This window comes from Paenibacillus albicereus, from assembly GCF_012676905.1.
Lineage (GTDB): Bacteria > Bacillota > Bacilli > Paenibacillales > Paenibacillaceae > Paenibacillus_O > Paenibacillus_O albicereus.
The window spans coordinates 3,880,695-3,903,881 of sequence record NZ_CP051428.1 but is presented as its reverse complement, the minus strand read 5'-3'; the positions used below and the strand labels follow the sequence as shown (position 1 = coordinate 3,903,881).

Annotated in this window: 18 protein-coding genes and 1 pseudogene; 12 read left to right on the top strand and 7 right to left on the bottom strand. The window is 61.5% G+C overall.

Annotated elements, in window-relative coordinates; genetic code table 11:
- Positions 1-144: 144 nt before the first annotated feature.
- From aroF to serC, 3 genes are all read left to right on the top strand, one after another.
- A complete protein-coding gene (aroF, locus tag HGI30_RS17535) occupies positions 145-1,206 on the top strand; it encodes a 3-deoxy-7-phosphoheptulonate synthase (protein WP_168908737.1) in 1,062 nt (353 codons plus the stop codon).
- A gap of 333 nt (positions 1,207-1,539) precedes the next feature.
- The gene (glnA, locus tag HGI30_RS17530; RefSeq protein WP_168908736.1) at positions 1,540-2,964 is read left to right on the top strand and encodes a type I glutamate--ammonia ligase; all 1,425 of its coding nucleotides are present in this window, start codon (positions 1,540-1,542) and stop codon (positions 2,962-2,964) included.
- A 255-nt stretch (positions 2,965-3,219) separates the two neighbouring features.
- Positions 3,220-4,308, top strand: coding sequence for a 3-phosphoserine/phosphohydroxythreonine transaminase (gene serC, locus HGI30_RS17525; RefSeq protein WP_168908735.1), 1,089 nt, complete (start codon positions 3,220-3,222; stop codon positions 4,306-4,308).
- A 138-nt stretch (positions 4,309-4,446) separates the two neighbouring features.
- Here the strand turns inward: serC and HGI30_RS17520 are convergent, their stop codons facing one another.
- Complete coding sequence (locus HGI30_RS17520; RefSeq protein WP_328805152.1) at positions 4,447-5,172, bottom strand: response regulator transcription factor; 726 nt, start codon at positions 5,170-5,172, stop codon at positions 4,447-4,449.
- A gap of 117 nt (positions 5,173-5,289) precedes the next feature.
- Between HGI30_RS17520 and trmL the strand changes: the two genes are divergently transcribed.
- Together trmL and HGI30_RS17510 are read left to right on the top strand one after the other, a co-directional pair.
- Positions 5,290-5,754, top strand: a complete 465-nt coding sequence (trmL, locus tag HGI30_RS17515; protein WP_168908733.1) for a tRNA (uridine(34)/cytosine(34)/5-carboxymethylaminomethyluridine(34)-2'-O)-methyltransferase TrmL — start codon at positions 5,290-5,292, stop codon at positions 5,752-5,754.
- Between the two features lie 211 nt (positions 5,755-5,965).
- Positions 5,966-6,214, top strand: coding sequence for an AbrB/MazE/SpoVT family DNA-binding domain-containing protein (locus HGI30_RS17510; protein ID WP_168908732.1), 249 nt, complete (start codon positions 5,966-5,968; stop codon positions 6,212-6,214).
- Between the two features lie 377 nt (positions 6,215-6,591).
- Here the strand turns inward: HGI30_RS17510 and HGI30_RS17505 are convergent, their stop codons facing one another.
- Positions 6,592-8,181 (bottom strand): response regulator, encoded by a 1,590-nt coding sequence (locus HGI30_RS17505; protein ID WP_168908731.1) that lies wholly within the window; start codon positions 8,179-8,181, stop codon positions 6,592-6,594.
- Positions 8,178-10,028 carry a cache domain-containing sensor histidine kinase gene (locus HGI30_RS17500; RefSeq protein ID WP_168908730.1) on the bottom strand — a complete coding sequence of 617 codons (1,851 nt, stop codon included), beginning with the start codon at positions 10,026-10,028 and terminating at the stop codon, positions 8,178-8,180. Before HGI30_RS17500 ends, HGI30_RS17505 begins: the two co-directional genes overlap by 4 nt.
- A gap of 225 nt (positions 10,029-10,253) precedes the next feature.
- Here HGI30_RS17500 and HGI30_RS17495 point away from each other — a divergent pair, with 225 nt between their 5' ends.
- The 5 genes from HGI30_RS17495 (at position 10,254) to HGI30_RS17475 (ending at position 16,241) form a co-directional block, all read left to right on the top strand.
- Positions 10,254-11,135, top strand: a complete 882-nt coding sequence (locus HGI30_RS17495; RefSeq protein WP_168908729.1) for a carbohydrate ABC transporter permease — start codon at positions 10,254-10,256, stop codon at positions 11,133-11,135.
- A complete protein-coding gene (locus tag HGI30_RS17490) occupies positions 11,135-11,965 on the top strand; it encodes a carbohydrate ABC transporter permease (RefSeq protein WP_168908728.1) in 831 nt (276 codons plus the stop codon). The genes HGI30_RS17495 and HGI30_RS17490 overlap by 1 nt, the downstream gene beginning before the upstream one ends.
- 223 nt (positions 11,966-12,188) lie before the next feature.
- On the top strand, positions 12,189-13,490 hold the full coding sequence (locus HGI30_RS17485) for an ABC transporter substrate-binding protein (protein ID WP_168908727.1): 1,302 nt from the start codon (positions 12,189-12,191) through the stop codon (positions 13,488-13,490).
- Between the two features lie 209 nt (positions 13,491-13,699).
- Positions 13,700-15,028: an ABC transporter substrate-binding protein gene (locus HGI30_RS17480; protein ID WP_168908726.1), complete on the top strand. Its 1,329-nt coding sequence runs from the start codon at positions 13,700-13,702 to the stop codon at positions 15,026-15,028.
- Between the two features lie 94 nt (positions 15,029-15,122).
- Positions 15,123-16,241 carry a hypothetical protein gene (locus HGI30_RS17475; protein WP_168908725.1) on the top strand — a complete coding sequence of 373 codons (1,119 nt, stop codon included), beginning with the start codon at positions 15,123-15,125 and terminating at the stop codon, positions 16,239-16,241.
- A 122-nt stretch (positions 16,242-16,363) separates the two neighbouring features.
- On the opposite strand, the gene HGI30_RS17470 is transcribed toward HGI30_RS17475, so the two are convergent.
- Positions 16,364-17,116 carry a DUF2161 family putative PD-(D/E)XK-type phosphodiesterase gene (locus HGI30_RS17470; RefSeq protein WP_168908724.1) on the bottom strand — a complete coding sequence of 251 codons (753 nt, stop codon included), beginning with the start codon at positions 17,114-17,116 and terminating at the stop codon, positions 16,364-16,366.
- Between the two features lie 248 nt (positions 17,117-17,364).
- Here HGI30_RS17470 and HGI30_RS17465 point away from each other — a divergent pair, with 248 nt between their 5' ends.
- A complete protein-coding gene (locus HGI30_RS17465) occupies positions 17,365-19,260 on the top strand; it encodes a PrkA family serine protein kinase (RefSeq protein WP_168908723.1) in 1,896 nt (631 codons plus the stop codon).
- Positions 19,261-19,622: 362 nt separating this feature from the next.
- The gene (locus tag HGI30_RS17460; protein ID WP_168908722.1) at positions 19,623-20,072 is read left to right on the top strand and encodes a hypothetical protein; all 450 of its coding nucleotides are present in this window, start codon (positions 19,623-19,625) and stop codon (positions 20,070-20,072) included.
- A gap of 80 nt (positions 20,073-20,152) precedes the next feature.
- Here the strand turns inward: HGI30_RS17460 and HGI30_RS17455 are convergent, their stop codons facing one another.
- The 3 genes and pseudogenes from HGI30_RS17455 to HGI30_RS17445 form a co-directional block, all read right to left on the bottom strand.
- The gene (locus tag HGI30_RS17455; RefSeq protein WP_168908721.1) at positions 20,153-20,458 is read right to left on the bottom strand and encodes a hypothetical protein; all 306 of its coding nucleotides are present in this window, start codon (positions 20,456-20,458) and stop codon (positions 20,153-20,155) included.
- Positions 20,455-21,960 (bottom strand): annotated as a pseudogene (locus tag HGI30_RS17450) (spore germination protein). Before HGI30_RS17450 ends, HGI30_RS17455 begins: the two are co-directional and overlap by 4 nt.
- A 217-nt stretch (positions 21,961-22,177) precedes the next feature.
- Positions 22,178-23,152, bottom strand: a complete 975-nt coding sequence (locus HGI30_RS17445; protein WP_168908720.1) for a LacI family DNA-binding transcriptional regulator — start codon at positions 23,150-23,152, stop codon at positions 22,178-22,180.
- Between the last annotated feature and the right edge of the window lie 35 nt (positions 23,153-23,187).

Here is a 23,187-nt window from a genome sequence, read left to right as displayed (position 1 = left end):
TGGCCGCTTCTTGACAGGGAGAGGCGCGATCGGCTATAGTAGCTTTAGCAAATAAAAGCATAAAAGCTTAAAAGCGAACAAGCGCGAAAGTCTTGTCCGTCCGAATAGCGCCAACCATCCGAACCGCCGAAGGAGAGAACCGTCATGATCGTCATCACCCAACCGTCCATCAGCGACGCGCGCATCGCCGAGATCGTCGCGCAGATCGAGCAGGCAGGCGTCACGGCCCATGTATCGAAAGGGACCGACCGCACCGTCATCGGCATCATCGGCCAGGCCGCGCCGACGCTCGCGGAGCATCTGCGCCAGCTCAAGGGCGTCGAGAACGTCATCAAGATCTCCAAGTCCTACAAGCTCGCCAGCCGCGACTTCCATCCGGCGGATACGATCATCGACATCAAGGGCGTCCGCATCGGAGGCGACAATCTCGTCATCATGGGCGGTCCTTGCGCCGTCGAATCGCCGGCCCAGAGCGACGAGATCGCGCGCCTCGTGAAGGCTGCCGGCGGCCAGGTGCTGCGCGGAGGCGCGTTCAAGCCGCGCACGGGTCCGTACAGCTTCCAGGGCGTAGGCGTCGAGGGACTGCAGATGATGCGCGAGGCCGGCGAGAAGCACGGCCTGCTCACGATTACCGAGGTCATGACCCCGGAGTACGTGGACATCTGCGCGGAGCATGCCGATATCCTGCAGGTCGGCACGCGCAACATGCAGAACTTCGACCTGCTGCGCAAGCTCGGCACGATCCAGACGCCGGTGCTGCTCAAGCGCGGCTTCAGCAGCACGTACGACGAGTTCCTCAACGCGGCCGAATACATCCTCGCCGGAGGCAATCCCAACGTCATGCTGTGCGAGCGCGGCATCCGCACGTTCGAGACGTACACGCGCAACACGCTCGACCTGTCGGCGATCCCGGTGCTGCAAGGATTGAGCCACCTGCCCGTCATCTCCGATCCGAGCCACGGCACGGGCCGTCGCGAGCTCGTCGAGCCGATGGCCAAGGCATCGGTCGCAGCCGGCGCGAACGGCCTCATCATCGAGATGCATACCGATCCGGACAACTCCATGACCGGAGACGGCGTGCAGTCGCTCTTCCCCGACCAGTTCGCCGGCCTGCTCAAGGACCTCGAGCGGCTCGCCCCGATCGTCGGCAAGAAATTTGACACGAAGAAGGAGCAGCCCGAGGCTTTCGCCGTCTGGCAGCGCTGAAACCAGCGCTCGAGGGAGAGAGAAAGAAAGCGTTTTCGCATAAATATGTAGGAATACGAATAACGACATGAATCGCGTTCCCTCTAAATGTTCGTAAAACATCCGTAGAACCTTGATCTCTCAAGGATTTACGGATGTTTGTGCGGAAAGGCGGTCCTTCGCGTGAATATTGTATAAATGTTGTGAGTAATGCTTACACTTGTGCCAGAAATACCTGACATAGCTATTGACGCTGTTATTCGAGAGTTTTATAATTACTTCAAGGTTTAGGGTCAAAGTTGAACAATTTGGGCTCCAATCAATGCTAACGTTCGGAAATGGAGGAAATTTCAGATGTCAGTTCAAGGTGTATTAGACAAAATCAAAGAAAACAGCATCCAGTTTGTCGATTTCCGTTTTGTGGATCTTGCCGGCCGCGCTCACCACATCACCCTTCCTGCGACGGAAGTGGACGGTGACACGTTCGTCAACGGCGTTGCGTTCGACGGTTCCTCGATTCCGGGCTTCCGCGGGATCGAAGAGTCCGACATGGTCATGATGCCGGATACGGAATCCGTCTTCATCGATCCTTTTACGGACCATCCGACGCTGAACGTGATGTGCAACATCCACACGCCTGACGGCGAGCGCTACGATCGCGATCCGCGCAGCATCGCCCAAAAAGCGGAAGAATACCTCCAATCCTCCGGCGTTGGCACGACGGCATTCTTTGCCCCAGAGTCCGAATTCTTCATCTTTGACGACGTGCGCTACGAAAGCTCCATGAACACCTCCTACTACTCGGTCGACTCCGAGGAAGCGGCTTGGAACACGGGCCGCAAGGAAGAGGGCGGCAACCTCGGCTTCAAGGTCGGCGTAAAAGGCGGCTACGTGCCGGTCGCGCCGGTCGACTCCCAGCAGGACATCCGCAGCGAGATGGTCCGCCTGATGCAGGAAGCGGGCCTGCGCGTCGAGCGCCATCACCACGAAGTGGCGACGGCCGGCCAAGCGGAGATCAACTTCCGCTTCGACACGCTGACCAAGACGGCGGACAATCTGCTGCTCTACAAATACCTCGTGCACAACACGGCTCGCCAATACGGCAAGGTCGCGACGTTCATGCCGAAGCCGCTCTTCGGCGACAACGGCAGCGGCATGCACGTCCACCAGTCGATCTTCGACGGCGACAGCCCGCTGTTCTACGAGAAAGGCGCTTACGCGAACCTGAGCCAGATGGCGCTGCACTACATCGGCGGCATCCTGCACCACGCGCCGGCGCTGATCGCCCTGACGAACCCGAGCACGAACTCCTTCAAGCGCCTCGTTCCAGGCTACGAAGCTCCGGTCAACCTCGTGTTCTCCAAAGGTAACCGCTCCGCAGCCGTGCGCATCCCGGTCGCCGCGGTCACGCCGAAGGGCTGCCGCATCGAGTTCCGCACGCCGGACTCCACGGCCAACCCGTACCTGTCGTTCGCGGCCATGCTGCTCGCCGGCCTGGACGGCATCCAGCGCAAGATCGATCCGACGGCTCTCGGCTACGGTCCGTACGACAAGAACATCTACGAGCTGTCCGATGAGGAGAAAAAAGAGATCCGCAGCGTTCCCGGAACGCTGGACGAAGCTCTGGACGCTCTCGAGGCAGACTCCGCGTTCCTTACCGAAAGCGGCGTGTTCAGCCAGGACTTCATCGACAACTACGTGGCCTTCAAGCGTCAAGAAGCCAAAGCCGTCGCCATCCGCGTGCATCCGCACGAGTACGGCCTCTACTTCGACTGCTAATCGGATTCGCACTCATACCCTCAAGGCTCCCTGTTTCAGGGAGCCTTGTTTTCATGCGGGGCAGGGAAGCGGATGAGAGCGGCGGACAGGCTTCGGGCAAGCCACGGGGAAGCTTGCCTAAATCCGAATGATGGCTTCCCTTTTCCCGGCTAGCATTCGCGAATTTGTCCTTGAAGGATAGACCCAAACTTGTTAAGATACTCATAACTTTACTGGAGCGTTTCGTTCCAGCGACAGAGACAGGGGTGCGAGAGCGTGACGAAGAGAGCCTACAATTTCAATGCCGGACCGGCCGCGCTGCCGCTTGAAGTGCTGCGGCAGGCCCAGGAGGAGTTCGTCGATTACAAGGGTGCGGGCATGTCCATCATGGAGATGTCCCATCGCAGCAAGGCATTCGAGGGCGTCAACGACAACACGGAGCGCCTCGTGCGCGAGCTCCTCGGCGTGCCGGACGGCTACAGCGTCATGCTGCTCCAGGGCGGGGCCAGCACGCAGTTCGCGATGGTGCCGATGAACCTGCTCGCGGACGGCAAGACGGCCGCTTACGTGAACAGCGGCAGCTGGGCCAAAAAGGCGATCAAGGAAGCCAAGCTGATCGGAGAGACGCGCGTCGTCGCCTCTTCCGAAGACGCCCGCTTCACCCGCATGCCGGATCTCGCGGCCGTGGAGCTGCCGGACAATGCGGCTTACCTGCATCTGACGTCCAACGAGACGATCGAAGGCACGCAGCTCGCTTCCTTCCCGAATACGGGAGCGGTGCCGCTCATCGCGGACATGTCGAGCGACATCATGTCGCGCCCGCTCGACATCCCTTCGTTCGGCATGATCTATGCCGGCGCGCAGAAGAACCTCGGTCCATCGGGCGTCACGCTCGTCATCGTCCGCGACGACCTGCTCGAGGCAAGCCGGCCCGGCGTGCCGACGATGCTGCGCTACGATACGCATGCCAAGTCCAAGTCGCTCTACAATACGCCTCCATCCTTCGCGGTCTACATGGTCGGCCTCGTGCTGGAATGGATCCGCGACAAGGGCGGCCTGGAAGGGATCGACCGCCTCAACCGCGAGAAGACGGGCCTCATTTACAGCGCGATCGACGGCAGCGGCGGCTTTTACCGCGGCGTAGCGGAGTCCGGCAGCCGCTCGCTCATGAACGTCACGTTCCGCTTGACGAGCGAAGAGCTGGAGAAGAAGTTCATCCAGGAGTCGGAGCAGGCTGGATTCGTCGGCCTCAAAGGTCACCGCGACGTCGGCGGCTTGCGGGCATCGACCTACAACGCGGTGCCGCTGGAGAGCTGCCAGGCGCTCGCCGAGTTCATGGCCGAGTTCCAGCGCCAAAACGGCTGAGCAAAGCATGCACAGCTTGCCTGAAGCAGCAGCGCCCTTGCCGGACTTGCCGGCAAGGGCGCTGCTGCCTTTTGTGCGGGTCCCCCCCAGCGGAAGACTGCCGCTTGATCGGGATATCGAAGAGCCGCCCTCATCGAGCTAGGCCAGCGCGCTCTTCCGATCATGCGGTCCGGGGCCGGCGAGCTTGTATCCGACATTCCGTACGGTCATAATGAATTCCGGGGAACGGGCGCTGCGCTCGATCTTGTCCCGCAGATGGCTGATATGCACGTCGACGATGCGCGTGTCCCCGAGAAAATGATAGTCCCATACGCCCTGGAGCAGCTGCTGGCGGCTCAGCACCTTGCCCCGATGCCGGCAGAGGAAGGCGAGCAGCTCGAACTCCTTGGGCGTCAGCTCGATGGCCGATCCGTTCAAGTGCACCTCGCGGCGGCCCAGATCGACGTGCAGCGGGCCGATATCGTAGTTGATCTCTTCCATCTGCCCGGGCTGCGCCTGCACGCGGCGCAGGACGGCCTGGATGCGGGAGATCAGCTCCTGCGGGCTGAACGGCTTGGTCATGTAATCGTCCGCGCCGTTGTCGAGTCCGGCGATGCGATCGGTGACGTCCTGCATCGCCGTCAGCATGACGATCGGGACGGCGTTGCCTCGCCGCCGCAGCTCGCGGCATACCTCGATGCCGTCCATCTTGGGAAGCATCAGATCGAGCACGATCAGATCGGGCCGGAACGGCTTGAGCGTATCGAACACGGCCAAGCCGTCATGGACGGAGCGGACTTCGTAGCCGGCAAGATTGAGATTGAATTCCAGAAGCATGGAGATGGAAGGCTCGTCGTCGACAATGAGAACTTTTTTTTTCGTCACCTTGGTCGGTCTCCTTTTCCAGGTTCTTTGAACCAGCATAAAGCGCGACCTTTAGAGAGGAATCAATGGCGCGTAAAAGGAATGTAAAAGCGTCAACGAAAGGATGTCTTGAAGGCAATGGCTTTCCATATTGTTCTTGTCGAACCGGAGATTCCGGCGAATACCGGCAACATCGCGCGCACCTGCGCCGCGACCGGCGCCCATCTGCATCTCGTCCGGCCGCTCGGCTTCCAGACGGACGACCGGACGCTGAAGCGTGCCGGCCTGGACTACTGGCACGCCGTCCGCGTGGCTTATTACGATTCGTTCCAGGAGGTTCAGGAGCGGTTTCCGCACGGCCGCTTTTTCTATGCCTCGACCAAGGCGAGCCGTCGCTATGACACGGTCGCATATCGCGACGGTGACCTGCTCGTTTTTGGCAAGGAGACGAAGGGCTTGCCGCCGGAGCTGATCGAGGCCAACCGCGAATCGGCGATTCGCATGCCGATGACAGGCGAGGTCAGATCGATGAATCTGTCCAATTCCGCAGCCGTCATTCTGTTCGAAGCGTTGCGCCAGAACGGGTTTCCCGGTATGGCTTGATCGCGGCGGAAGCATGTCTCTCGTCCCGTCATCCAGCGGAAGTCCATTTTGCCAGGAGTTGGACTATATTAAGAAATAAGGCGATTCAGGAAGGAATCCGATCGCGCAAAGCGAACAACAAGAGGGAATAGACATCCAATAGCCCTGAGACCAAGGTTCGCCGAGGGTTGGTTGTGACTAGATTTTCAGACATAAGGAGCGAATACAACCGATGAAACCGGCCGGAGTCGTGCGCAAGGTCGATCAGCTGGGACGGATCGTCCTGCCCAAGTCGCTGCGCAAACGCTATCAAATGAACGAAGGCGATCCCGTTGAAATCCTCGTGCAAGGGGATCACATCATCCTGGAGCGCTATCGTCCCCGCTGCGTCTTTTGCGGATCGATGGAAGAGGTTCGGGAGTTCAAGGAGAGGTTCCTGTGCGCGGAATGCATGGGACAAATGGTGCAGCTGCGCCGCTGAGGCGGTGCCTGCTTCGATCGCGCAAAGAAAAAGGCCAGGCGGACCGGAGAAACCCGGAACGTCTGGCCTTTGCTGCAAAAAGAAAGGAGGATAAGCTCGCGTACGGGGCTTATCTTTTTTGGCCCGATACGAGATTCGCCGCTAGAGGGAGAAGAAAGCCGTATCGCCATCTCGCCGCATCGTCGTGCCGAGCCTCTTACAGGCCTTTGGTCTTGTCGTCGTTGTACGCCGCGGTGAGCATCGCCGTCAGGAAGAGCAGCGAAACCAGCACGACTACGATAAACGGTAAGGACATATGTAGCACCTCCGTACGAATTGTCTTCATTATACCCAACTGGAGAATAAAAGAAAACGATTCAAATTGTGAACAGAATGTGTCATGAGCGTTGGCGATATTGTCCCGGCGACAAGCCGGCATGCTTCTTGAAGACTTTGCTGAAGTATTTTTCGTCGGCATAGCCGACCTGAACGGCGACGTCGCCTACGCGCAGCTCCGGCGAGGAGAGCAGCTTGCGGGCCTTGTCCATGCGCATGCTCTCCACATAATCGCTCAGCGTCTGCCCCGTCTCCTGCTTGAAGCGGCGGCTCACGTGCTCGCGGCTGAGAAAGAAGCGGGAGGCGAGCGCCTGCAAGCTCAAGTCTTCCTCCAGGTGCGAAGAGATATACGAGCTCATCTCGTCGATGATGCTGCGTTCCTGCCGGATGCTCCGCAGCAGCGCGTCGATCCAGTCGAGCAGAAGCAGGCGCCATTCCTTCTCGGTCTCGTCGAGCAGCAGCCGGCCCTGGTCGCTGAACACGACGGGAAGCTCGTGATCGCGCAGCGTCTCGATCCCGTACTCCTGCTCAATGCGGCTGCGCATGACGCTCATCTGCGTTTCCCAGGCACGGACGTGAGCCGGCGTGACGACGCCGTGGCTGCGGACGAGGCGGAACCACTGGCCGAGCGAGGCTGTCGCCTCGGCGGCGTTGCGCACTTGGATCGACAGCCGCAGCGCGTCGCCGATCGCCGACAGGTTCGGCAGCGCGGCGCTTGACGCAGGGGGGCCGCTGCGATGGATGCGCTGCTCCGGGGCAAGCAGGTTGCGCTGGGAAAGCGAGCTCCGGGCTTCCTTGACCGACTGCCAGGCGGCGGAAGCCCGTTCTTCCTTGCTGCCGATGCCGGCATGAAGCTCCGCCTTGAGCGTCATCGACACCGCCTCCATGAGCTGGCGGACGCGCTCTTCGAGCCGGTCGAAGCCATCCCAGAACAGGGCGACCAGCTCATCGGGCGTGTCGGAGCTGCGGAATGCGTAGCCGCAGCGCCATTCCGTCCGCAGGAGGTCGTTCAGCACGTTGACGATCGCAAAATCGAGCAGCTCCCGGTCTCCGCGGAAGCGGCGCAGCAGCTTGTCCGGGATCGGATACAGGCTGAGCAGCACCGCCTGCATCGGAGCCTGATCGGGAAAGCCGGAGAACTCGGCCTTCAGCTGGACGGCGGCCGCTTCGGCCTCCTGGGAGCCGGCCAGCAGGCGGCCGAACAGATGGCTCCAATAAACGGGCTTGTACTGGTTCAGCGCGATGCCGCTCTCCACCTGGCGCTGCTTTTCCTTCGTCTCGGCCCGATGCTCCTCGAGCGCCCGATGCACCGCCTCGTTCAGCTGATCGGGGTCGATCGGCTTCAGGATATAGTCCCGGCCGCCGTACTTCATCGTCTTGCGGACGTAGTCGAAGTCGTTGTAGCCGCTGATGGCGATCACCTTGGCATCCGGGTGATGGGTGCTGATCCACTCCATGAAGCGGAGGCCGTTCGTAATCGGCATGTGGATATCGGTCAGGATAAGGATCGGGCCATGCTCGTCCATGAGCATCTTGGCGGCCTCGCCGTTGTCGGCCTCGAGCACGCGCTGGAACCCGAGTCCGTGCCAGTCGACGAGCAGCTTCGCCGCCTCGCGCGCGTGGCTTTCGTCATCGACGATCAATACGTTCATGGGGACACCTCGCTAGTCTGGGATGTAGGTTGATCGGGAATGACGAGCGTGACGGAGAATCCGCCGAGCGGCTCCAGCCCGGAATCGAGCTTCATCGAGGAAGTCGAGCCGCAGTGGAGGGCGAGCCGGGCCGCGACATTGGCAAGTCCGATATGCTCGCCGACCGAGGCGCTGTCCTCGTCGACGCGGCGCAGGCTCGCGCGCAGCGCCTGCAGCCGGTCCGGCTTCACGCCGGGGCCGTTGTCGGCGATCTCGATCTTGATCCAGCCGTCCTCGCGGAAGCAGCGGATCGAGACGTGGACTTCACCGCCCGATGGATCGAAGGCATGCTTGAATACATTTTCGACGATCGGCTGGATGACCATGCGCGGCAGCATGGCTTGGCCGACGTCGCCGTCCATCGCGATCTCATAGGTGAGCTTGTCGTCGAAGCGATGCCGCTGCAGCTCCAGGTAGGAGCGGGCATGGTCGATTTCCTGGGAAATAGCGACAAATTCCTCCGCCGTATTCATGGAATAGCGCATCATCTTGCCGAGCTGCATGATGAGCTTGTACAGGTCGGGCACCCCGCGCTTGAGGGCGGTCGTGCCGATCGACTGCAGCGCGTTGTACAGGAAATGCGGATGCACCTGCGCCTGCAGCGCCTTGAGCTGGTTCGTCTTGTTGGCCAGCTCCAGCTTGTACTCGCGCAGCACGAGATTGTTGATCGTCTCCATCATCATGCGGAAGCGCCGGGCGAGCTGGCCGATCTCGTCGGCCTGCCCGAGATGGATGTCGGTATGGAGCTGGCCGGACTGGATCTGGCTGACGTAGCCGGTCAGCCGCTTGATCGGCCGGGTGATCCAGAACGAGATGAACAGCGCGGCGGCGGCGACGATCAGCAGCGAGCCGATCAGCACGCCGGTATTCACCTGCGTGACCTGGTTCGTCGCCCGCATCAGCACGTGGTCGGGGATGCGCTTGACGAGCGTCCACATCTTGTCTCCCGCTTCGATCTGCTCGTAGATGAAGACGGCCTCCTGCTCGCCGCTGCCGAGCCTCGTCGAGCGCGCCCCGTCCGCAGCTCCGTCCGGCAGCGGCTTGGACGCCTGCCCGAGCAGCTCGCGCGACCAGTCGGCATCGAGCTTGAGTCCGAACCGGTCGGTGTCGGGACCGTAGATGATGACGCCGTCCGGATCGAGCAGGTATACTTCCTCGCCCTCGCCCCGCTGATACAGCTGGTCGCAGATCGATACGATCATCTCGGTCGTGATGTCGAGCGCAAGCGTGCCGATCTGCTTGTCGCTCGGAATTTGCAGGATCGGCCGGATGACGGTGATGACAGGCTTCGACAGAAACGGCGGCGCCGCGCTGATGTTGTAGTTGCTGCTCATGTGCAGCGGCCGGATCGAATAGGGGACGCCTTCCGGCAGCGACGTGCCGGGAGCGTTGACGATCTGCTCCATCCGCTTGTATTGGCCTTTGGAGTACAAGTAGCCGCGCTCCGCGAGCGGGGAATGAAGGTAGACCTGATAGATCTCCTTGACCGACGACGACATGAGCTGCAGGCTGACGAAAATCTGGTTGTCGGTCAGATAGTCGCTTCGTCCGGTCTCGAGCGTGCGGTACAAGGTCGTATCGGAATAAGGCGCGAGCGAGGTCTGGAAAAAGGACCGGAAATAGTTGTCCAGATTCGTCTTGCCCTGATAGAGCAGGTTGGAGTTCTGCCGGATCGTGTCCTCTTCGACGAAGCGGGCCGTCCGCGTATTGGTAATCGTAATGGAGACGAGCATCGGAATCCCGATCGCCAGCAGCAGGAAGACGGCCAGCTTGGTCCGGATGCTGCGCCTCAGCCAGTAGAATTTCACCGCCGGTGCGCTCCTTTGACATGCCTTCCGGTCAGGAAGGGCTATCGTTCGATTATAGCGGCAAGCGCCATGCGCATCAATATTTTACACCTTTCCGGTCATCATCCTCGGTGGGAGCGTCTTCCTCCCGCGCTTATACTTGAGAATAATGAGGCCAGCGGCAGGCATAGTTCGACATTACGCAGGCCAAACTGACTACGATTCAAGCGAAAGGGGAGATACGGGATGAAAAGCAACGGATGGTCCAAATCATGGATCCAACAGATCGTCTTCACGGGCCCGGTCACGCTCGCGTTCGCGATCATTGTTGCGCTTCCCTTCTTTATGGGCATGTACTACTCGTTCTTCGAGTGGAACGGCGTGTCCGACAATGCCGAGTTCATCGGCTTCAGCAACTTCATCAACATCTTCAGCGACCAGACATTCCTGAATTCCTTCGCCTTCACGGCCCGGTTCACGGTGGCGGCCGTCATCCTCTCCAACCTCGTCGGCTTCCTGCTGGCGCTGCTGCTCGTGCAGCCTCTCAAGTCCCGGAACGTGCTCCGCACGATCTTCTTCATGCCGAACGTCATCGGCGGCTTGCTGCTCGGCTTCATCTGGCAGTTCATCTTCGTCAAAGGCTTCGCGGCCGTCGGCGAGAAGACCGGCTGGGCGCTGTTCAACCTGCCGTGGCTCGGCGACGAGACGACCGCCTTCTGGGGCATCGTCATCGTGACGATCTGGAGCACGGCCGGCTATCTGATGGTCATCTACATCTCGGCGCTCATCAACGTGCCGCGCGAGCTGATCGAGGCGGCGTCGATCGATGGAGCGACCGCCTGGCAGCGGCTGCGCCACATCACGGTGCCGCTCATCATGCCGGCCGTGACGATCTCGCTGTTCCTCGCGCTCAGCTGGTCGTTCAAGTCGTTCGACATCATCCTGTCGCTGACCAAGGGCGGACCGTACAACTCGACCCAGTCCGTGGCGCTCAACATCTACAACGAAGCGTTCCAGAACAACAACTACGGCCTCGGCACGGCCAAAGCGCTGATCTTCTTCATCGTCGTCGCGCTCATCTCGTCCGTGCAGGTATGGGCGACGAAACGCAAGGAGGTGCAGGTCTGATGGAAAACAGCCGCTATCGCTGGTCGACGCTCGTCCTGGAAATCCTTGCGGTGCTCGTCGCGCTGATCTTCCTCGTGCCGTTCTACTTCCTCGTCAGCAACTCGCTGAAGAAGTACGCGGACATCCTGCTCGACTCGGCCGCGCTGCCGAATCCGTGGACGTTCGACAACTTCACCCGGGCCTGGGACATCATGAACTTCCCGGCGTCGTTCGCCAACTCGTTCCTCATCACGCTGACGAGCATCATCGGCCTGGCGATCATCTGCTCGATGTGCGCCTACCGGATGGTCCGCCATCCGTCCAAGTACAACAACATCCTGTTCATGGTGTTCGTCGCGGCGATGGTCATCCCGTTCCAGTCGATCATGATTCCGCTCATGAAGGTGACGGCGTCGTTCGGCCTGACGAACAGCATCTGGGGGCTGTGGGTGTGCTACATGGGCTTCGGCTCGTCGCTCACGATCTTCCTCTACCATGGCTTCGTCAAGTCGATTCCGCTTGAGATCGAGGAGTCGGCGACGGTCGACGGCTGCACGCCTTACGGCGTCTTCTGGCGGATCGTCTTCCCGCTGCTCAAGCCGATGACGGCGACGATCATCATTCTGAACAGCCTGTGGATCTGGAACGACTTCCTGCTGCCGAACCTGATTCTCGGCGAAGCGAACCGGACGATCCCGCTGTCCACGTATTCGTTCTTCGGCCAGTATACGAAGCAATGGGACCTGGCGCTCGCAGGCCTCGTCATGGGCGTGCTGCCGATCCTGATCTTCTTCCTGACGCTGCAGCGCCATATCATCGAGGGCATTACGGCCGGCTCGGTGAAGGGCTGATCGGCGAATAAAGCCCCTTTCAAGAGACGCTTCCCCGAGGGGGAGGATGTTGATCCGCGCTTGCGCGAGGTCAATATCCTCCCCCTTTTGCCGCAATATCGTCAGTGCCAACGTTTGCGCGAAACCCTTATAATTTGAGATATAAAGCAGAGATGCTCCCGCATCCGATGCGGAATCATTGGCATACTAAGGGGAGCAAGGATAGGAAAGGGGACTGTACAAGATGAAAAAGAGCTTGATGGCCGCGGTATCCGCGGGCGTAGCCATCGCCATGCTGGCCGGCTGCAGCACGTCCAACAACGGAGGCGCCGGCAACGAGGCGGCCACGAACGGAGGAAACGCGGGCAGCGGCGAGAAAGTGACGCTGAACGTCTTCCAGTTCAAGGTAGAGATCGCCGACGCGATGAACCGCCTGAAGGCGGACTACGAGAAGGAGAATCCGAACGTCACGCTGAACATCGAGACGATGGGCGGCGGCGCGGACTACGGCGCGGGCCTGAAGGCGAAATTCGCCTCCGGCCAGGAGCCGGATATCTTCAACAACGGCGGCAATGCCGACCTGACGACGTGGATGGACAAGCTGGAGGACCTGAGCGGCGAGGCTTGGCAGTCCGACGTCATCGACACGGCCAAGGAAGGCATCACGCGCGACGGCAAGAACTACGGCCTGCCGATGGGCATCGAAGGCTACGGCCTGCTGTACAACAAGGACCTGTTCGCGCAAGCGGGCATCGATACGCCTCCGAAGACGCTCACGGAGCTGAAGGCGGCCGTCGAGAAGCTCAAGGCGGCGAACATCACGCCATTCGCGAACGGCTATCAGGAATGGTGGATCCTCGGCAACCACACGTTCAACGTCGCGCTGGCGAACCAGGACGACCCGGCCGCGTTCATCCAGTCGATGAACGAGCAGAAGGGCGATCTGGCGAGCAACAAGGTCGTGGGCGAATGGTTCAACCTGTTCGACCTCATGATCCAGAACAGCAACAAGAACCCGCTGACGACGGACTACAACACGCAAGTGACGCTGTTCGCGAGCGGCAAGGCGGCGATGATGCAGCAAGGCAACTGGACGCAGGTGCAGATCGACGGCATCACGCCGGACATGAACGTCGGCATCCTGCCGATGCCGATCAACGACAGCGAGAAGAGCGGCAACATCTTCGTCGGCGTGCCGAACTACTGGGTCGTCAACAAGAATTCCAAAAACAAGGAAGCCGCCAAGGACTTCCTCAACTGGCTCGCGACGAGCGAGACGGGCAAGCGCTACACCGTCGAGGAGTTCAAGTTCATCCCGGCGCTGAAGTCGGTCGAGGTGACCGACGAGAAGGTGCTCGGCGCGATCGCGAACGAGATCATGACCTTCTCCCAGGACGGCAAGACATCCGGCTGGTACTTCAACCAGATGCCGGAAGGGCTGCCGCAGGAAGTCGGCGCTGAAATGCAGGCGTATGTCGCCGGCAAGTCGAGCAAGGAACAGATGCTGACGAACATCCAGAACAAATGGAGCAACTTCGCCAAGTAAGCGTGTCAACCCGCAGGGGGAAAATATTGATCCGGATATCCGGCATCAATATTTTCCCCCTTTTTGTTCAACATCCTCGGTGGTAGCGTTTGCATGGCGGAAGGTATACTGAGATTGTTCCGAGGGGAAGCCCAGGAGAACGATAGTTCGATAAAGGTTAAGCGCTTGCAAGATCAGAACGAGGGTCATTATCCAAGGAGGAAAACCGAATGAAAAAATCGATGGTCACCATCTTGTCCGCAGGCCTGGCGCTCAGCCTGGCGGCTGGCTGCAGCACTTCCGGCAACAGCGGCTCCGGCGGCAACGAAGCTCCGGCGAATACGGCGACGAACGCCGGCTCCGGCACGGACTCCGGCAGCGGCGAGAAGGTCACGCTCAATATCTTCCAATATAAAGTCGAGATCGCCGATGCGATGAACCGCCTGAAAGCGGACTACGAAAAGGAGCATCCGAACGTCACGCTGAACATCGAGACGATGGGTGGAGGCGCGGACTACGGCGCGGGCCTGAAGGCGAAGTTCGCCTCCGGCCAGGAGCCGGATATCTTCAACAACGGCGGCAACGCCGAGCTGACGACGTGGATCGACAAGATGGAGGACCTGTCCGACCAGCCTTGGGTGAGCGACGTGCTCGATACGGCGAAGGAGCCGATCAGCCGCGACGGCAAGATGTACGGCATGCCGATCGGCATCGAGGGCTACGGCTACATCTACAACAAGGACCTGTTCGAACAGGCGGGCATCACCGAGCTGCCGAAGACGCTCACGGAGCTTGACGCGGCTGCCAAGAAGCTGCAGGACGCTGGCATCACGCCGTTCTCCAACGGCTATCAGGAGTGGTGGGTGCTCGGCAACCACCTGTTCAACGTAGCGCTCGCCGACCAGGACGATCCTGCGGCGCTGATCCAGGGCCTCAACGAGGGCAAGGGCGGCCTCGCCGGCAACCCGGTCGTCGAGAAGTGGTTCGACCTGTTCGACCTGACGATGAAGTACAGCAACAAGAACCCGCTGACGACCGACTACAACACGCAGGTGACGCTGTTCGCCAGCGGCAAGACGGCGATGATGCAGCAGGGCAACTGGACGCAGGTGCAGATCGACGGCATCACCCCGGACATGAACATCGGCGTGCTGCCGATGCCGATCGACGACAGCGAGAAGAGCGGCAACATCATGGTCGGCGTGCCGAACAACTGGGCGGTCAACAAGAACTCCAAGAACAAGGAAGCGGCCAAGGAGTTCCTCGCCTGGCTGGCGACCTCCGAGACGGGCAAGCGCTACATCGTCGAGGAATTCAAGTTCATCCCGGCGCTCAAGTCGATCGAGGTGACCGACGAGAAGGTGCTCGGCGCGATCGCGACCGACATCATGGCGTACTCCAAGGACAACAAGACGTCCGGCTGGTACTTCAATCAGATGCCGGAAGGGCTGCCGCAGGAAGTGGGAGCGGAGATGCAGGCGTATGTCGCCGGCAAGGTCGACAAGGCTGGCCTGCTGAAGAACATCGAGTCCAAGTGGACCAGCATGGCGAAGAAATAAGCGGTTCTAAGGAACGTCTCCGAAGCATATATGCTTCGGAGACGTTTTTTTGGCGCGGATGGGATCGGGCGAAGAAGGAGGAGGCGGATGAGCCGTGGCGAAGGAAAGAGGCATCGTGGCGCTGGATCGGCCGGGGGAAGCGCTGCGCCTGTATTCGGACAGCGAAGTGCTTGAGGCAGCGAGGCGGACGCTGGCGCGGGAGGAGCCGTCCGCAGGCGAGGAGGCCGGACGGCGGCTGGCCGCGCTGTTGCAGCAGGGGCTCGGCGCCGAGGAGACGGCGCGGCCGGGCGAGGGCATCGTTGTCGCCTCGAGCCCGCAAGCCGCGCTGGAGCTGATCCGGAGGGCGCTGGGACCGGGATGCGGCAGGCTCCGGCCGGCGGACCGGGAGCGGGGCGAAGCGGGTCGGGAGAGCAAGGAGCCCGGCGCAGAGAGGCGCCAGCCGAGACGGAACGAAGCGGATTGGGAGGGAATAGAGCCGGAACAGCAAGATAGGGGAAGCACGCGCGTAGAGCGGGAGCGCGGGGAGCAGGGGCCAGGCAGGGAGAGCGGGCGGCTGAAGTTGAGCGACGAGCGGCACCTTGCGGAAGAGGACGGGGCGGACGACTGGCAGGTCGAGCTGAGGCCGGACAGCGCCTGGTCTTGGCGGGCGCCGATGGATGCGGAAGGGAAGGGCGGGCGGCGAGCGGCTCTCGGGCCGTCCGCTCGGCGCATCGCCGTCGGCTCGCTCGCGAGCGGCGCGCCGGGTCTCGGCGCGGCCTGGGCGAGCGGGCCGCCGGAGCTGCTGCGGCGGGTGCGCGAGCAGCAGCGGCGCGCCGGCGCGGCGAGCGGATGGGAGCTGCTCGTGCTGGAGGAGCTGCTCGGCCTGGGCGAGCTGGAGCCGCGCCGCGCCGCGGCGGCAGCGGCGTGCGAAGCGGCGCTGCGGGAGCTGGAGGAGGCGCTGGGCGCCGCCTCCATGCCGGCCGGGCTGCGCTGGCGGCGAGATCCGCGCGGCGCGGCGGTGGAGCTGCTGCTGCCCGAGGGGCTGGACGCGCGCGCCCTGCAGCGCGCGGCCCGGCTGCGCGGGCTGCGCATCGGGGTCGCCGGCGCGGGCTTCGCAGAGGCGCCGGACTCCGGCGCGGCGCGGCTCGCCGCCGGAGCCGCGAGCGGCGCGCAGCTGGCGCTGGCGCTGAGCGGGCTCGCCGGGGCGATGCGCGAGTTCACGGCGCGGAGCTGAGCGGCCCGCGATCAGGCGAGGAGCCCCCTCGCCTGATCGCGGCCGGCGCGAGCGAGCCCGATCGGGGCTGGGCGAGGAAACGCCTCGCCTCATAGCCCGGGCGCAAGGCGTGAGCACGCGCCTTAATGCGGCTCGCCCTCTTCGGCCGCCGCCGCGCCCGGCTGAAGCTGCCAGCCGTCGATGACGGCGGCATGCTCCGCGAGGGCGGCCTCGCCGGCGGGCAGCAGCCGGTAGACGCCGCGCTCCACCTTGGCGAACCAGCCATAGTAGTTCGCCCGCAGGAACTCGCCGGACTTGGCGACGCCGGTCAGCTCGCGCGCGCGGGCCGGCGACAGCGCTCCGTGCGCCTGGAGAGCCCAGGCGAGGCGGAGCGCTTTTTCGCGGTAGGCGGTCATGATCCGGCTGCCCCGGACGCGCCCGCTGCCGCCGACGTTGTAGTCGCCGCTGCGCTCGCGGAACTCCTGCAGCAGCCGCCGCTCCCGCGAAGGCCGCCTGCCGCGCAGCGGGGCGTCGCCGGGCTCGCAGAGCAGCTCCAGCACCGGAGACTTGGTCTTGTAGAAGGTGATCGTCATGAGCCCGAGCCCGAGCATGCGGCACAGCTCCGCCAGCTCGCCGAAGCGCTGGTTGACCGCGCCCTTGCGGGAGCGGTTGCGCTCGACGGCGAGCAGCACCTTGTCCGCGATGGGCAGCCGCTGGACGCCCTGCAGCAGCAGCGCGAGCGTGAACGTCTTTTTCATCTCTACGATCACGGTGTCGCCGTCCGGCCGGACCGCCACCAGGTCGCAGCTCAGCACCTCGCCCTTGACCTCGTAGCCCCGCGCCTCCAGATAGGCCTTCACCGGCCCGTACAGCTCCGCTTCCTCCTTCACCGCCATGCCTTTTCGGCCTCCCCGCTGCCCGCCGCGCCACCGGCACAGGCGTTCTCATTCCGTCCATTATAGGAGATCGCCGGAGGTCTGGCAAATCTTGTCCGACTCCAAATTTCCGGTCAAGTTATCGCTCTCCTCCGCATAGGCTTTAATACTTCGAATACGATGCTATTCAGGAGTGGGAAGCAGAGATACAGCCTGGGCGAAGCGGACGGCGAGGGTCTTGACGCGGAAGGAATGGGAGGAGGCGCAGCATGGATATTTTCAAACGGATCGCGGAATACAAGTCGGAGGGCGAGCGGCTCGCCTGGACGGGGACGTTCAAAGAGTACATCGAGCTGCTGCGGAACGATCCGGCTCCGGCGATGACGGCGCATGCGCGGGTGTACGAGATGATCAAGTCGCACGGCATCGAGGAGAAGCACGGACAGAAGAGCTACAAGTTCTTCGAGCAGGAGATTTTCGGCCTCGACCGGGCGGTCGAGAAGCTGATGGAGGAATATTTCCACTCGGCGGCGCGGCGGCTGGACGTGCGCAAGCGGATCCTCCTGCTCATGGGTCCGGTCAGCGGCGGCAAGTCGACGATCGTCACGATGCTCAAGAAAGGGCTGGAGAAGTTCTCGCGCACGGACCAGGGAGCGGTCTACGCGATCAAGGGCTGCCCGATGCACGAGGATCCGCTCCACCTGATCCCGCATGAGCTGCGGCCGGAGCTGGAGAAGGAGCTCGGCGTGCGCATCGAGGGCAACCTGTGCCCGCACTGCCAGCTGCGGCTGAAGAGCGAGTTCGAGAACGACATCGAGAACGTGCAGATCGAGCGGGTGTTCCTGTCGGAGGACAACCGGGTCGGCATCGGCACGTTCAGCCCGTCGGATCCGAAGTCGCAGGACATCGCCGACCTGACCGGCAGCATCGACTTCTCGACGATCACGGAGTACGGCTCGGAGTCCGATCCGCGCGCCTACCGGTTCGACGGCGAGCTCAACAAGGCCAACCGCGGCCTGATGGAGTTCCAGGAAATGCTCAAGTGCGACGAGAAGTTCCTCTGGAACCTGCTGTCGCTGACGCAGGAAGGCCAGTTCAAGGCCGGCCGGTTCGCGCTCATCTCGGCCGACGAGCTGATCGTCGCGCACACGAACGAGTCCGAGTACAAGTCGTTCATCTCCAACAAGAAGAACGAGGCGCTGCAGTCGAGGATGATCGTCATGCCGATCCCGTACAACCTGAGGGTGTCGGAGGAGGAGAAGATCTACGGCAAGCTGATCGCCCAGAGCGATCTGCGCCATGTGCACATCGCGCCGCACGCGCTGCGCACGGCGGCCATCTTCTCGATCCTGACCCGGCTCAAGGAGTCCAAGAAGCAGGGCATGGACCTCGTCAAGAAGATGCGCATGTACGACGGCGAGGAGGTCGAGGGCTACAAGGACGCCGACCTCAAGGAAATGCAGAACGAGTTCCTTGAAGAAGGCATGTCGGGCATCGATCCCCGCTATGTCATCAACCGCATCTCCAGCGCCCTCATCAAGGGCGAGATGGACCATATCAATGCGCTCGACGTGCTGCGGGCGCTCAAGGACGGGCTCGACCAGCATCCTTCGATCACCAAGGAGGAGCGCGAGCGTTACTTAAACTTCATCTCGGCGGCGCGCAAGGAATACGACCAGCTGGCCAAGAACGAGGTGCAGAAGGCGTTCGTCTATTCGTTCGAGGAGTCGGCGCGCACGCTGTTCGAGAACTATCTCGACAACATCGAGGCGTACTGCAACTGGTCCAAGATCAAGGACCCGCTCACGGGCGAGGCGCTCGATCCCGACGAGCGGCTCATGCGCTCCATCGAGGAGCAGATCGGCGTCTCTGAAAATGCCAAAAAAGCGTTCCGCGAGGAGATCCTCATCCGCATCTCGTCCTACTCGCGCAAAGGGCGCAAGTTCGACTACACGAGCCACGAGCGGCTGCGCGAGGCGGTCGAGAAGAAGCTGTTCGCCGATCTCAAGGACATCGTCAAGATCACGACGTCGACGAAGACGCCGGACGAGAACCAGCTCAAGCGCATGAACGAGGTGACCAAGCGCCTCGTCGACGAGCATGGCTACACGCCCGCCAGCGCCAACGAGCTGCTGCGGTACGTCGGCAGCCTGCTGAACCGCTAGGGCGGAGTCTTTGGAGAGAAAACGCAGAGAAGGGTCCTTTAATGGACCCTTCTTTGCTTGATCGTTTTTTTTATGGTCTTCTATAATGCTTAAAAGACTAGCTTCGGTCATAAATTTCGTCTTTAACTAATGTTGCTCTCTTTGGTTTAGATACAGCTTTATAAGTTCCACCGTTTACGACAATGTTAATTATCTGAGCAGTTTCACCTTTTAGAATTCTGGTAACTAACACCTAATAATTAGTACCTGGTACAATAACCTTGGCATCTTCTTTTGAAGGATTAGCAATATCTCTACGAAGGTTTCGGGGAGAACCCTCATCTAATATTTCTCCCATATACTGTTATTCAGGGGTGGTGTTCATGCGTCGACTTTATTTTTTACTGTTTCTCATCTGCTTATTAACAGGGTGCAGTTCAAATCCAAAGGGAGAGGCGAGTTCAAATGGGGAGGTAGTGGAGGGGCCGACTGGCGCTACCAATGTAGATCAATTGGACCAGTGGATGACAGATTTTCAAACGGGCAAGGCAAAAGAAATCCGATTTCTTTACATAGACGATGAAGGGTCAGCCGATAAAGCCGTTTTATCGACACAAAAAAACGAAATCGTATATAAATATGTTTTCCATCCCCAATCAGGATCCAATAGAATCAAAAAAGAGACAGCCATTTGCAAAGGTATCCGTACGGATAATTCGTCTGATTCTACAGACAGTATCAAGCTTCGTTATTTGCTTACCGATTGTGATAAGAAGATCGGCCGCGATGGGCTGTTGGAAAAAGAAATTTTAATTTTTACGTTATTTAAATGACTTAACTTGATTCATAATTAGTTGGAATATAAATTATAATTAGCTAAAATGTGAAAATAAACGTGAAGCAGCCGGCTCCGTCACGACGACGGGGCCGGCTGCTTTTTGCCGCGCCCGCGGAAGCGCAGGACGACATAAAGGAGCAGGGGGACGTAAAGAAGGAAGATCGAGGCGAACGCCGTCCAGTTCTTGGACAGGAAATCCTGCACGAACACCGTGTCCGGATAAGACATCTCAGCGACGACGACCATGCCGACGACGATGCTGATGCCGTTGAGCTCATGGCGGCTCCAGCAGCCGGCCGCCGAGGCGAGCAGCGCCGCGCCCAGCAGCGAGCCCAGGAGCCGCGCAAGCAGCAGGCGCGCGGCCGGGCGACGGCCGTTCAACGCTGCCTCCGGAGCTTTTGCGGCTTGAGGCTGCGGGGACGGTCGCGCATGCGCGGGAGCGGCACCCGGAACAGCGTGTCCTTCTGGTCTTCCGCTTGGTACGGAGCGAGCGGCGCCATGTAAGGGACGCCGAACGAGCGGAGGCTGCACAGATGGAGCACCAGCCCGATGATGCCGATGAACATGCCGTACAGTCCGAACGACGCCGCGAGAATCATGAGGCCGAACCGGATGATGCGGGCGGCGATGCCCATGTTGAACGCCGGGAGGACGAAGTTGGCGATCGCGGTGATGGAGACGACTATGACCATGGCGGCGCTGACAAGCCCGGCGTCCACCGCCGCCTGGCCGACGACGAGCGTGCCGACGATGGAGATGGACTGGCCGATCGTCTTGGGCATCCGCACGCTCGCCTCGCGCAGGATCTCGAACGTCACTTCCATGAGCAGCGCCTCGATGAACGCCGGGAACGGGACGCCCTCTCGCTGGCTCGCCAGATTGTACAGCAGCGTCGTCGGCAGCATCTCCTGATGGAATGTCGTGATGGCGATGTAGAACGACGGCGTGGGCGTGGCGAGCACGAAGGCGAGGAACCGGAGCAAGCGGATCAGCGTGCTGAAGTCCGAGCGCTGGTAGTAGTCCTCGCTGGACTGGAAGAACTGGACGAACAGCGCCGGCGCGAGCAGCGCGAACGGCGTGCCGTCGACGAGGATCGCCACCCGTCCCTCCAGCAGGCCGGCGGCGACGACATCCGGCCGCTCCGAGTTGAACATCGTCGGGAACGGCGTGTAGATGCGGTCCTGGATGAACTCCTCGATAGTTGCTCTCCAGGATGCCGTCCAGCTCGATGCCCGCCATCCGTTTCCTCACCTCCGCGAGCACCTCCGGCGAGACGATGCCTCGGACATAGGCGACCGTGACCGCCGTGTTGGTCACGTTCCCGAGCTTCATCGGCTCGAAGCGCAGGTCGGGATTCGCGATCTTCCGCCTCAGCATGGCGATATTCCAGCTCAGCACCTCGGTGAAGCCTTCCCGCGGACCGCGCACGACCGACTGCACGTTCGGCTCCTCGATCGAGCGCGCCTTCACCTCTTTGGTGCCGACGGCGAGAGCGGAGCAGGTCCCTTCCGCCATGACGACCGTATGGCCGTCCAGCAGCATGGCGAACGTTTCCGAGAGGCGCTCCACCGAGTGGATCGCGCCTTCCGGCAGCATGCGGGAGCGGCACAGCTCGAGCCACTCCTCCGTGCTGCCGCAGGACGAGCCGTTGTCGCCGCCGGAGGCGAAGAGCGCCTGCAGCATCGAGGCGGGATTGGAAATGCCGTCTATATACCAGAGCTTGCCGGGCACGAGCGCTCCGCCGTCCAGTTTCACCTGGAAGTCCCGGGCAATCAGATCCGGGCTGGAGCCGAATCTTCGCGGACGCGCTCCGCGTTCGCTTCAAGAGAGCGGCCGAGGCGGTCCGCTTCCGGGTGCTCGGCTGCTGTAGGAGATGTCGTCATCGCATCACCTGATTTCTGTCGTAGTGGATGGAAGGAATTAGGGTGATCCAGATGCGGAGCGGCTATCCATCTTTTTCCCGGCAGGAGAAAAAAAGGAAATAGCGGCTCTCCGCGCGGCGCTGGGCCGCGGGAGAGCCGCTATGGGTCAGGCTGCGCGCCGGTAGGCGATCGGTCCGACTGCGCCCTGATCGGCGAGCAGGAAAAGCAGGTCCGGCGCTCAGCGCCGGTCCTGGACCGACTCGCTCTCGACGAGCGAGACGTAGATCCGCTCGTGCTCGACCTCCTCGCCGGCGATCATCCGCAGCAGCTGCTCGGACGCCATCGCGCCCCAGCGGTACTTGGAGTACTCGATCGTCGCCAGGCGGGGCTGGATGTAGCGGGTGAGGGCGATGTTGTCGAAGCCGACGATCGACAGCTCCTCGCCGACGCGGATGCCGGAGTCCGACGCGGCGACGGCGTTGAACAGGCCGATCGCCATCTCGTCGTTCAGGCAAAAGACGCCGGCCGGTCCTTGCCACTGCTCCAGGATGAGGCGGCCGGCCGCCTCGCCCGAGCCCTGATTGAAGTCGCCCTCGAGCACGACGGCGTCCAGCTCGGGATGGCGGCTCAGCGTCTGGCGCACGGCGCTCATCCGCTGGCGCGAGTCGAAGCTGTCGGAAGGGCCGGAGACGACGTACAGGCGGCGATGGCCGGTCTCGATCAGGTAGTCCATCGCCAGGTTGGCGCCGGCTTTGTTGTCGAGCAGCACCTGGTTGACGGCAGGGTGGCTCAGCTCGCGGTCGAGCACGACGAGCCGGTGGCCGCGGTCCGCGTAGTCGAGCAGCTCCTCGTCGGAGAACGTGGAGTCGAGGATGATCGCCCCGTCGATCATCCGCTCCGGCAGCAGCCGATGCGACTGCAGGCCGCTGCAGACGATCAGGTCGTAGCCCTTGCGGTTGAGCACTTCCTTCATGCCTTGCAGCAGGTCGCCGTAGAACGCTCCCGTGAAGTCGGTCAGGAACGCGCCGATGATCCTCGACTCCTGCTTCTTGAGCTGGCGGGCCGCCGCATTGGGAATGTAGTTCATTTCCTTGGCGATCGCCAGGATGCGGGCGCTCGTTTCGGGAGTTACCTTGGGATTGCCGTTCAGCGCGTAAGAGACGGTCGAGATCGACACGCCGGCCTTCCGGGCAATATCCTTGATGCTGACCACCGCGATTCCTCCCGTGGAAGGCTTTTTGTTCACTA

Bases quoted from the DNA above. Each gene is read 5' to 3' on its own strand.
- glnA (WP_168908736.1), top strand. From the start codon at position 1,540: ATGTCAGTTCAAGGTGTATTAGACAAAATCAAAGAAAACAGCATCCAG.
- HGI30_RS17485 (WP_168908727.1), top strand. From the start codon at position 12,189: ATGAAAAAGAGCTTGATGGCCGCGGTATCCGCGGGCGTAGCCATCGCC.
- trmL (WP_168908733.1), top strand. From the start codon at position 5,290: ATGGCTTTCCATATTGTTCTTGTCGAACCGGAGATTCCGGCGAATACC.
- HGI30_RS17495 (WP_168908729.1), top strand. From the start codon at position 10,254: ATGAAAAGCAACGGATGGTCCAAATCATGGATCCAACAGATCGTCTTC.
- aroF (WP_168908737.1), top strand. From the start codon at position 145: ATGATCGTCATCACCCAACCGTCCATCAGCGACGCGCGCATCGCCGAG.
- HGI30_RS17480 (WP_168908726.1), top strand. From the start codon at position 13,700: ATGAAAAAATCGATGGTCACCATCTTGTCCGCAGGCCTGGCGCTCAGC.
- HGI30_RS17465 (WP_168908723.1), top strand. From the start codon at position 17,365: ATGGATATTTTCAAACGGATCGCGGAATACAAGTCGGAGGGCGAGCGG.
- HGI30_RS17505 (WP_168908731.1), bottom strand. From the start codon at position 8,181: ATGAACGTATTGATCGTCGATGACGAAAGCCACGCGCGCGAGGCGGCG.
- HGI30_RS17510 (WP_168908732.1), top strand. From the start codon at position 5,966: ATGAAACCGGCCGGAGTCGTGCGCAAGGTCGATCAGCTGGGACGGATC.
- HGI30_RS17460 (WP_168908722.1), top strand. From the start codon at position 19,623: ATGCGTCGACTTTATTTTTTACTGTTTCTCATCTGCTTATTAACAGGG.
- HGI30_RS17470 (WP_168908724.1), bottom strand. From the start codon at position 17,116: ATGGCGGTGAAGGAGGAAGCGGAGCTGTACGGGCCGGTGAAGGCCTAT.
- HGI30_RS17490 (WP_168908728.1), top strand. From the start codon at position 11,135: ATGGAAAACAGCCGCTATCGCTGGTCGACGCTCGTCCTGGAAATCCTT.